Genomic DNA, 11,698 nt, shown 5'->3' with positions numbered 1-11,698 from the left:
GATCATGACGTGGCCTTTCTCCCTGTTCGACAATGCCAACTCGGCCAGCCGCAATACTTCCGCCCGGATCAACAAGGAACAGATCGCCGCGTTCCGGAGCCTGCTGGAACAGCAGGCCGCGATCCGTCTATTGGTGGGCACCGGCGGCAGCTTCGGCAACCAGTCCGCCACGGTCAATCTGTTGCGGCGGCTGACCGACCCCTTGACCGCGGCGGGGCTGACTTACGCCTACGCCGGCAAGGCCGAAGTCTATTACCAGGGCGGCGAGGACACGTTGGCCAAACTGTACGAGCTGTTGCCGGAGCTGGAGCATCAGCCCAGCGGCACGCTGAACCAGGCCACGGTGGAGCTGAAGGCTTATCCGCAAGCGCCGCCGGCGGACAAGGCGCTGTTCGGCTTCACCGGAGCGGTGGACGACAGCGCAGGCAACTACGCCACCGGGCTGAACGTCGAGTATTTTCTGCAGTTGCAGCCCTATAACTACAATTACGCGGAAAAAATAGATTTCGTCGGCGCCAGGCGGCCGGCCATTGATTTGCTGCAAGTGCCGGAGCTGAACAATCCCAGTTTCCGCCGCCGGGTGTCCTATGTGCCGGAATCCAGCTATGCGGCGCCGGACTGGGCGGATTACGCGGATAATCCGCGCGCGGCGATCCTGCGTTATCTGACCGGCGACGCCTTGCTCAAGCAAGTGCGGCTGGTGGTGTCCTACGCCATCATGCCCAGCGCTCAAAACGTGGTGAACAGCAGCCCGGAAGCGGCGGCGGCGGTGTTGTGCGGCGGCCTGCTTGATTACCAGGACAACGGCGACGACAGGCTGGCCGCGCCGGTGGTGGTGTTGAACCTCAATCGCTTCGGTAGCGCGGAAAGCGAGGCGCCGTTGCAGGCGGTGGCGGGCCTGCTGCGCGGGGACATGACCCGCGACGAGGTGGTGGTGCTGACCGGCACGGACCCGAAAAACGCCAGCCGGCGGCAGGCTGCGCGGCAGGTGCATGAGGCGCGCCGCCGCTATATGGCTTCGCTGAACGCGGTGCAACGTTTCAGCTGGCTCAACTATCCCACTTCGACGGCGGCGGTGGAGGCCGCGGTCAACGCGATTGTCGGCAAACCCAATCAGGTTCTGTTCATCCAGTTGGGGCCGGTGCCGCAGCCCTTGTTCTACTACGCCCTGTTCAAGACCAATACCCTGTCCTTGTTCGAGGGCGCCAACAGTATGATGGCGGCGATCAATATGGGGCGGCCGTTCCTGGCCTTGCCGCGCAAGGGCCTGGGCGTGCAGCCGGCCTTGTACCCCAGCGTCAACCGAGGCCTGTTCAGTGCCTCGCCGCCGATCAACGAGCTGGCGGCTGCCGCCAACCAGCTGAATTTCTCGCTGGACAGTTGGCCCACCGGCAACCAGAGCGGCAACCCCTGCCGGCAACTCGGCGCCTTCATCCAAAGCCTGTGCGCCCAGACCGCGACGGACGATCCGATTCCGCGTTATTTCAGCGAGCTGAAGGCGTTCTACGCCACGTCCAGCGCAGACAAGCTCAATGTCGCCGTCGCCTATCTGATGAACATTTACCAGGCCGAGCACGCCTTGCAAGCCGCGGCCGCGCGGCGGGCGCGTCGCGCCGATGGCGAGGAGGGCGGCGACGAACCGGCCGAGAATCCGCTGAACGCGCTTTATCTGGAGCTTAAGGAAAAGCTGGGCGAGGACGGCGAGATCCAGCCGCCCAAGCGGCTGGACTTGGTGCCGGGCATCCTGGCCGGCGGCAATATCAACGAGGCGGTGCTGGCCCTGTTGCAGGGCTTCAGCGCCAGCCTGTGGCTGGAGGTGTCCCAGTTCAAGCACGAGGGCGAGGAAGACGACATCGCCTCCATCCGCTTGGAGGGCATGACCGGCGTCTTCGCCAGCCTGCAGATCAGCAACCGCATCGCGGTGATCTTCGACGCGCCGGAGCAGCAGCTGCGGATGAATCTGGAACTGTCCGCCGAAGGCACTTGGTCCTTGCCCGGCGTGCCGTGGATACAGATGAGCGGCCCCTTCCTGCGCCTGTCCAGCTCCGACGGCCAGATCCCGGTCACCGCCGCGCTGGGCGGCCGCTACCAGCCGCTGGGCGCGGAGCTGCAATTGCTGGCGCCGTCGGCCGGCGAACAGGCCTTGCTCACCGTCAAGTTCGACGCGCCGTATCCCAGCATAGACCGCGCCTTCCAGATGGCGGCGACGGTCAACCTGGTGGCGGTGCTGCCGCCGCCGCTGAACGTGCTGGCCGATCTCGGCCTCAGTCAGCTGGACCTGTACTACCTCAGCAAGGAGGAGGACGCGTCCGCGCTTGGCTTCATCATCCGCGCCAACAGCGCCAAGCCGGTGCCGCTGGTCGGCAAAGTGGCCTTGAGCAACGTGGAGGCCCAAGTGGCGCTGATCGACCCGGTCAAAACGCGCCAGGTACGGGCCAGCGCCAACGGCAATTTCATCATTGGCAGCGGCGAGCAGGCCGGCGTGGTGGCGGTGGGCGTGCAATATCCGGATTGGCAGTTCCGCGGTACGCTGGAGTCCGGCGTGATCCGCATGGAGGACCTGCTGTCGCTGTTCTTGCCCGGCGTTGACCTGACCTTGCCGTCGTTGCCGGTGATAGACAGCTTCGTGTTCAACTACGCCCAGGCCGCCGACAATCTGCAAGTGTCGCTGAACCTTGTGTTCCAGCCTGCCTGGACTTTCGAGTTTTTCGGCAAGCCGCTGTTCAAGCTGGACAACGTCGGCTTCTCGGTCAGCCGCGCCAAGCTGGAAAACCAGGGCAATATCACCGCCAACACCACCTTGCTGCCGGACATGGCCCATCCCTTGGTGGTGGGCATAGGCGCGAGCTACGCCGGCGGCGGAGATTGGGCATTTTCCATCCAGCAGCAGGACGACACCGTTTTCAGCATTAATGAATTGCTGGAACAGTATCTGGGCCGGGATTGGCGCACCGTATTGTCGTTCCCGGACGTGAGCAAGCTGACGTTGCAACTGGACTGGGGCAAGCAGAAAGCCACTTCCTTTGAATTCAGCGCCGCCACCGCAAGCGCCTGGGTGCCGATTTCCGCCTTGCCCGACGTCAGCGTCACCGGCCGGCTGAAACTGGGCTATCTGGGCAAGAAGGCCGCCGAGCGGCTGGGGCTGGCTCCGCTGAACACCGAGGGCGACGATCCGCCGCAGGTGCCGGGCACCTATGGCGAGATCGGCGCCGACCTGACCCTGTGGAACATCAAGCTGGGGGTCAGTTATAACTTCGCTCCCGGCAAACAGGAATTGAGCTTGCGCTGGCTGACCCTGCTCGCCACCGTGACGACCGACAAACAGGGCGACACCGTCGCCACCTTCAAACTGGACAACAAGTCCATTGGCGAAATGGTGGAGACCTTCGTGTCTTGGGCCACCGGCGCCGAGTTCGGCCTGGCCGCGCCCTGGAACGTGCTCAACTCCTTCAGCCTGAGCGGCCTTGAGCTGGTGTACAACTTCAGCAAGAAACAGGTGGGCTTCAATATCGGCATCGGTCCGGTGGATTTCGGCTTCTTCACGCTCAAGGGCGTGGCGCTGAAATACGACCCGCAGGTCAAGGACGCCAAGGTGGAAATCACCGTGCAGGGCAGTTTCGTCTGGCAATCCGGCGACGCGCTCAGCTGGGACCCCTCCAAGCCGGAAACCACGCCGGCGCCTCCGGGCGGCGGCAACAAGTATCTGGACCTGCGTCTGCTGGCGCTGGGGCAGCACGTCACCGTGCCGGGCCTGGTGGAGGAGACCTCGGTGCAAGGCGTGATCGCCAAGCTGCGCAGCCTGGAAGTGCCTAACCCGCCGGAGGTGCCGGTGGGCGGCAAAGGGCAGCCGGTGTTCGCTCCCGACAACTCCTGGTTCATCGCCTTCGACTTCGGCGTGTTGAAAACCCAGAAAGACAAGGAAGCGCCGGCGGCCAAGGGCAGCCAGCAGTTGATCACCGCCCGCGAGGCGGCCGCGGCCGACGAGGAGGCCGACGAATACCTGCTGCAGCTGTCCATGGTGTTCAACGACCCCACGCTGTACGCGCTGCGCGTGGCGCTGGCCGGGCCGATGGCCAAGATTTTCGCCGGCCTGGATTTCCAGATACTTTATCGCCAGGTATCGGAAACCGTGGGTTGCTATTCCGCCAATATCGCCTTGCCCAATCTGATGCGCAAATTCCAGATCGGGGTGGCCACGATCACCCTGCCGGAGTTTGGCATCAATCTGTACACCAACGGCGATTTCCAGGTGGACATCGGTTTTCCGTGGCGGCAGGACTTCGCCCGTTCCTTCACCATAGAGCTGATCGTGGCGCCGGGCATCCCGGTGCTGGGTTCGGCCGGCTTTTATTTCGGCAAGCTCAGCAGCGCCACCACCAATCTGGTGCCGGTGTCGGAACGGGGGTGGTTCAATCCGGTGCTGGTGTTCGGCTTCGGCGCTCAGCTTGGTCTGGGCAAATCCATAGAGCTGGGGATTTTGCGCGCCGGGTTCAGCCTGACGGTGTTCGGTGTGATCGAAGGCGTGCTGGCGCGCTGGCTGCCTTACCGCGAGGCCACGCCCAGCCAGGGCCGCGACCAATTGCAGGACGGCTATTATTTCTCGCTGATCGGCACCGCCGGGGTGCAGGGCCGCTTGTACGGCAGCATAGACTTCGCCATCATCCGCGCCGACGTCAATATCGCCATCAAGATCTACGTGCGGCTCAGCTACATCGCCTATCAGGACATCCCCATCAGCGCCAACGCCTCGGTGGAGGTCAGCGTAGACGTCAAGATCAATCTGGGCCTGTTCACCATCACCATAGGCCTGTCGTTCTCGGCCTCGGTGCAAGCCACGTTTGTGCTGAAAAACCCGGCCGGCAACAATCCGCCCTGGGGCCGCACCTTGCCTGGCAACGGCATGCGGACGCTGGCCTTGGCCGGCGGTTTGTCCGCGCGCCACGCGGCGGCTGAACTGGAAGCGCGTCGGCTGCGCCGCGCGCTGGGGCAGAGCGGCGGAGCCGGCCCGCGGCTGGCCGCCAACGCCGCCGGCTATCAGCCGGCCTGGGGCAATCTGCAAGCGGGGCAGCTCTTGCAACTGACGGGTTGGACCGTGCCGGTACTGACCGTGGCCGGCGATCAGGCCAAGACCGCGGCCGAGCAATTGCCATGCTATGTGGCGGCTTTCTTCCTCGCCACGCCGGAACCGGTCAAGGCCGGCGGCGCCTTGGCGGCGGCCCGCAACGGCGGGTCCGAGCAAGGCCGGCTGGCGCATGCCGCGCTGGCGCGCGCGCGCCAGCGCCCGGCGCTGAACGCCAGGTTGGCCGCCAATGGCGGCGAGGACGGCTTTGAAGACCTGGCCGTGAGGGTGCTGCAATGGGTATTGGCCGCCGGCATGAGCGGCGCGATGAGCCCGGACCAGCTCAACCAGCAAGTGGTCAGCGCCGACTTCCTAAACCAGGCGCTGCAGTACTTTTCCAATCCGGATCAACCGCTGCCGATTCCGGCCGATCAGGTGGAGGCCTTCTTGGCGCGGCAGGCGACGATCTGCTTCGCCGCTTCGGCGGCGGCCAACGCCCACGGCGTGTTCTTCCCGGCGCCTCCCGGCGTGCGCCTGAATGTGCCGAGTTACGCCGGCGCATCCGGCTACGATTACGTGTTCGGCCAATACAACAGCAGCCAGACCGACTACCTGCTGTTGCTGCGCCAGTATTTCCAGCAACTGCAGGTACAGGTGGAAGGCGGCGGCGCGCCGACGGCCGCGGCCCTCCGGATGCAGTCCGGCACCGGCGCCTCCATCGCCAGCTACATCTTCGGCGATTACTTCTGCCTGCTGGCGCGACAGGCCTTGCAAGCGCTGCGCGATGGACTGGGCAACTTCAAGCTGGTGATTCAGCCGGCGCAGACGGTGGCCGAGATTGTCGATTGGGTCAACTCCACCGGCCAACTGTCCGGCGACGACGCTTTCAGCGCCGGACAATTGTTCGTCGCCAACCAAGAGCATCCGCTGGCGGCGGGGGCCCGGCCGTTGACGGTGGAGGGCATGCGCTGGCAAACGCCGGGCGGCCTCAGCTTCGAACAAGTAGCCGCGCAGTCCTTGTTTGGCGGCGGCTTCAACGGCGAGCAACTGGCGCGGGCCAACGCCGACGAGGCGCGCATCCTGGCCGCCAATCAACGCATCGTGTTGGGCGATAAGGTCTACCTGACCCAGGACGGCGATTCGCTGACCGGCATTGCCGCCGGGCTGGGCGTATCGCTGGACGCGCTACTGCAAGGCAGCGACGTGCTGCGGCGCGCGGACCTGTTGTCGTCGCTGGCGATACTGGCGTTGCCGGCCTTCTCGCAGCCGGTGGCCGCTGGAGACACTCTGGCCGGCATTTCCGCGCGCTTGGGCGTGAGCCTGGATCTGCTGGCCGGCGCCAACGGCGCGGCCGCCGGTTTGTTCGATCATGACAGCGATCCCAATCTGAACATCCCGGAACTGGCGCAGTTCCAGGTGGGCGAGTTGATCGACGAAGCGCTGCGCACGCTGGCGTTCCAGAACCTGGGCGCGATGGCTTCGCGTTACTACCTCAACGGTTTGCGGCTGCCCACCGCCGGCCTGACGGCGAAATCGCCCGGCCTGTTCGTCAAGCCCAACGGTCAGGGCGGCTACGACTACCCGGCGCAGCTGGGTCTGTTCGCGTTGACTGGGCAGGCCTTCCCGCTGCCCGCGCTGCAAGACCCGGCGCAGGGGGCGAAGTTCAGCTTCACGCTGAGCCGAGGCGCCGCCGAAACCTGGCTCAGCCTGGGCGCGCCGGGCAGCGCCAGCGCCAGTTTCGAAGTGAGCCAGGACGATTACCTGCGCTATGTGAAAGTGCGCGCCACCGCCACCGGGCAGCCTTTGCGCACGGATACGCGGGCGATCCGGCCATTGCTGGACGCCGAGGCCCAGGCCTCGCGCTTCCCGCTGTCCAGCTCCCAGCCCTGGCAGTGCGCGGCGCCGGTGGCGCTGCCGCGCCAGGCCCGCGCGCCGGAGGTGGCCGAACCGCGTTTGTGGAGCCTGCCGGACTCGCTGATCAACACCCCGCTGGAGCAAGGCGTGTTGCCGCGTTTCGCGCCGCAGCTGGCGCGCACCGACGCCGCCACCGGCAGCGTCAGCGAGCAGCCCTTGCTCAATTATGGCTTTGGCATGCTGATCCCCTTCGGTGTGCGTCGCACTCAGCCGCTGGCGAACAATCCCAGCAGCCAGCGGCTGTATGAAATCATCGGCGCGCCGGACAAGGAAATCGTGTTGCTGGAGCGCGTGCTCAGCCAATTGCAGGGGCCGAGCGCGGGCTTGAGCCAACTGCTGGTGCTGTACCGGCCTGCCGCCACCGGCAGCGAGGTGGCCGGTTGGCAGATGGAAAACCCGGCCGCCAGCCTGGCCGGCATCGCCAAGGTCAATCTGTCCACCGAGACCCGTCCTCCGGCGCAGAACGGCTTGCGCGCGCTGGCGCTGACCGAGAACGCCTTCCCCAATCTGATCGGCGCGCCGGACGATTTTCTGCGGCTGTTGTGGGAAGCCAGTATCACCCGTCAGGGGGGCTTTTTCCTCAGCTACAGCCAGGGTTTGCAAGCCGGCGGCACGCTGTCCGGTTTGCCGGACCATGTGTTCAACGACAGCGGCGAAGCCGAACTGGCGGTGCTGGCGCTGTTTGCCGCGGACGAGGGCGAAGGGCAGGCGGTGGGCAACTGGATGAACGTGCTGGCCACCAATGAGTCCTTCGACGCCAGCGCCGCGGCGCTGGTGGCGACCGCGGTGCTGCGGCGGGAACAGACCGCGCCGTTGGCTGACGCGGCCACGCTGGACGGCGTCGCCGCCGGCTATTACAGCCGGGTCGATAGTCTGGCCCGGCTTAACGCCGGGCGGCCGTTGCGCGACGGCGCCGTGTTGCGCGTGCATGGCGGCGTTTATCAAGTCGCGCCGACTGGCGCGGCCCCGGGCGGGGACCTGGCGCGCATCGCCGAGCATTTCTTCACCACCGAAGACGCGATCAAGCAGGCCAACCCGTATCGCGCCAGCTGGAGCGGCCCGTTGGTCAGCTATACCGCTTTGCGTCTGCCCGAGGTCGATGTGACCGTGGGCCGGCGCTACGCCAACGGCGCTGTGTTCTCCACGCTGGACGATGTCTCGGCCTATTTCCAGGCGCCCTTGGCCGGCTTGGCCGCAGCCAATGCGCGCACGCCCGGCCTGTTCCCGGCCCAAACCGCGCTTGAGGTCGAGTTGGGGCCGTTCGATGTGTCGGCCACTACTCAGGCCGGCGTGGCCGGCATCGAACTGGAGCGCAAGGCCGCGCCGCCGGTGCCGGACAGGGCCGACGGCGCCGATTGGGGCTGGATCTATCTGGCCAATCTGTTCAATTTGCTCGGCTACCGCAACAGCCTGACCGACGATTTCAAAGAGAGCAATTTCGGCGTGGCCACCGGTCCGGGCAATATCGACGGCAACGGCCCTGCCGACAAAGTGCGCGCGCCGCGCGCCGCGAACGAGGACGAACCGTGGCGTTATGTCCGCACCGTGCCGTATCCCGGTTTGTACCGGCATCCGCCGGTGCAGCGCCAGGCCTCGCCTGCGGTGAGCGGCAGCCCCTACTTGGGCGTGGGCGGTCTGTTGCAAATCGAACTGGCCTGGCTGGATTTGTTTGGCAACCGCATCCTCAGCGACCTGGACGCGCCGCCGGCCGAGGCGCGCGTATACAACTTCCCGCCGCAGCTGACCGGCTATACCGACAGCGTGTTGGGCATCGGTCAATGGTCGTCTGTGGCCAACGACTACCTGTTCGCCACCTTGCAAGACGGCAAGGCGGGGCTCAAGGTGTCGCTGGCCTTTGACCAGCAGCCCTATTTGGACGCGGCCAAGGCGCTGGACGCCGGCGGTCGGCAGCGCATCGAACAGGCCATCGCCATCTACGCCAAGGTCTTGTATCAGTTGCAAGACCCCAACGGCCTCGGCATCGAGCTGAGCAGCAGCGTCTGCCCGGAGGCCGCGTTGTTGGAGCCCTCGCAGCAGGCTGCGCTGGTCAATTGGGCGGTGGACATCTACGCCTGGCTCAACAGCTTGCTGCCCAACAGCAGCGGCAGCCACCAAGAGCGAGCCGCCGGCTTCCAGCCGCTGTTGGAGTTGAGCGCGCCGCTGCAGTCCGGGCAGATCAACGACGACCAGATCTTCCGCTTGGACGCCAGCCTGACCTTGAGCCGCAAACCACAGTTGGTCAGCGGCGCGCTGGCGGCGGTGTCCGGCGTGGCCGAGGCGGGCACGCTGTTGTCGCCGTCCACCGGCCCGCTGCAAGGCGACCAGGCCGCGGCGAGCGCCCAGCGCGATCTCAAGCAGTTTGCTGCCCGCTTCGAGCAAGCGCTGTCCACTCCGCAGGGGCCGCGTTACCAAGTGGCCACCGGCAGCGATCGCAACGCCTTCACCGGCGGCTCCGGCATGACCTTGTGGGCGGTGCAGTTGGGACGGGACGCCGCGCAGGGCATCTCCTACCGTCTGCTCAATCCGGGCCAACCCAAGCAGTTCGCGCCCAGGCCGGTATCCAATCAATTGGCGTCCAAGCTGGACGCGGCCATCATTCCCTACCGCACGGGCAAGGTGATCAGCCTGCAGGACCCGGCCGAGCCGCGCGCTTTCACCGACGTGGATCTGGATCAATGGCTGCAATCCTCGTTGGCGCGCATTGACCAATTGCTGTCGCCGGCCTATGTCGCGCCGGCGCAGATCTTGCGCAGCCTGACCGGCAACAACGCGATGCAGGGACTGCTGGACGCGAAAGAAGCGCTGGCCCAAGCCTTGAAGAGCGCGATGATTCCGGTGTTCCGCGACGAGAGCGCGGACCAGAGGGAACTGGACGCGATTCGCGAAGCCTTCTTCCAGAGGATGCTGGGCACGCTGAGCGAGTTCTACGCGGTGCGCGCCGGTCTGCAGTTCCAGGCGGAGGTCAATGCCGCGATCCAACCCTCGGGCGCGGAACTGACGCCGCGGCTATACGGCAATATTGCGAGCCAGCCGGGCGGCAGCGGCATCATGGGCCGCGGCAACCTGTCTCTGACCGCGCCCAAGTTGGGATTGAAGCTGGCCGGCGACGGCGGCGGCAATACTCGCCTGCTGAGCTTCCTGCTCTCCAGTGCGGGTCTGGAGGCCAAGAAAGTGGACCTGGACCTGGTGTTCGAAGGACAGAACATTGAACACCAGATCGGCGCGCTGGCCGGCATCCGCGGCTACCAGCCGTCGTCCTGGCTCAGTTTCGTGGCGGACACCGCCGGCGAGAGCTGGCCGCTGCGCCAGGCGTTGGGCGCTTTCAGCACGCCCATCGTGCTGCGCGCCTTCCCGGAAACGCCGGCTCTGACCCTGCAGGAGGCGGCGGCCAATGCCGAAATCGCTTGCCCGTGCCGTCTGCCTGCGGATGAAGTCGTGGCGGCGCGGCTTACGACCGCCGGCGACCCGGCTTGCAGCCGGCCCGGCGACTACAATCCGCTGGCCGCGCTGAGTCGTTGGAATTATCGGCTGCGCTATGCGCTGCAACGCCATTTCGAGCAAGACGCGATCAACGGCCAGGTTGATTTCAATCTGGGCGGACAATCCGGTTTGAGGGCGATGGCGCTCAGCCGGGATCTGTTCGACAACCTGGCGGAAATGACCCAGGTCTTTCCCAAGGTGGTGGAGGATCTGAACCGCTTCTTGCTGCCGCTGGACATCAACAGCAAGGACCCGGCTCAGATCCAGAACGCCGAGGCGGCGCTGCTGTCCGCCGGCGAGATGGTGCAGTGGCTGGCGGACAGCGCTGGCGGCGGGGGCTTGTTGCAAGCGAACAGCCGGCTGCTGGCGCAGGCGGAACCGATACGCTTCGTCATTGAGGAGGACGCGGTGGAGCGCGTCAACCCGGATGGAGGCAAGGTGAGCGCGTTGCGAGTGACGCTGACGCTGGCGCAGGCGCTGCCCGAGCGCGCCGGCCAACCTTTCGTGCAGGTGGAGCCGGAGCGATACGAGTGCGAGCCGGAGGAGGGAGAAGGCCTGAGCCGTTCCTTTACTTATCTTGATCGGAGCACCGGCGCCTATCTGGCCGCGTCCGAAGGCAAGGGCATCGCCGCGCGCATGGTGGTATTGCCGGACCTGGATATCCTGGAGCGCCAGGACGCCAACGCTCAGGTCTTCCTGCGGCGCAACGAGGAGTTGGTGCCGGGCAAGCCGACGGCGGAGCCGTTCGTCTATCAGACGCCTACGGTGTCCTTGTCCGCGCCGCTGCGTCCCACCGTGGATTCGGATCAGCCGGTGAACATGGCTGTCATCTACGCCCAGGGCGCGGACCAGCCGGTGAGCCGGTCGCTGGAGTGCCAGCTTGGCTTGTTCTATCAGGCTTTGTTCGGCCATGCCGGCAGCGACAGCGCCATTCTCAGCCTGACGGTGTATTACGAGTACCGGCTGAACGATGCGTTGAGCAAGGTGCGCTTGCCGGTCTACCTGATGCCGCCTACCGAGGTGGCCTTGCAAGAGGGCGGCGGCGGTCTGCCGCTGGCTGAGGTCGTCGTCCAGCAAGCCCGGGGCTGCGTGGACTGGTTCGCCGCGCACGAACCGGAGCAAAAAGGCGGCAGCTTGTGGTTCGACCTGACCGTCAGCTCCAATTTGACTGAACAAGCCCAGCCCTTGTTGCGCTTGCGCAATGTGTTCCTGGAACTCACCAGAATCGAGCCGCCCATGGTTTGA

The 11,698-nt window shown here is 65.7% G+C and carries 1 protein-coding gene; it reads left to right on the top strand.

Going from position 1 to position 11,698, the window contains the following annotated elements:
- Positions 1-4 precede the first annotated feature (4 nt).
- Positions 5-11,698, top strand: coding sequence for a LysM peptidoglycan-binding domain-containing protein (locus GYH29_RS15015; protein ID WP_161524038.1), 11,694 nt, complete (start codon positions 5-7; stop codon positions 11,696-11,698).

The sequence above is a fragment of the Chromobacterium haemolyticum genome, assembly GCF_009936155.1.
Taxonomy (GTDB): Bacteria; Pseudomonadota; Gammaproteobacteria; order Burkholderiales; family Chromobacteriaceae; genus Chromobacterium; species Chromobacterium haemolyticum.
The sequence above is the reverse complement of the archived record's forward strand: the minus strand, read 5'-3'. Positions and strand labels throughout refer to the sequence as shown.

Excerpts from the sequence above, each read along its gene's own strand:
- GYH29_RS15015 (WP_161524038.1), top strand. The coding sequence starts at position 5 with ATGACGTGGCCTTTCTCCCTGTTCGACAATGCCAACTCGGCCAGCCGC.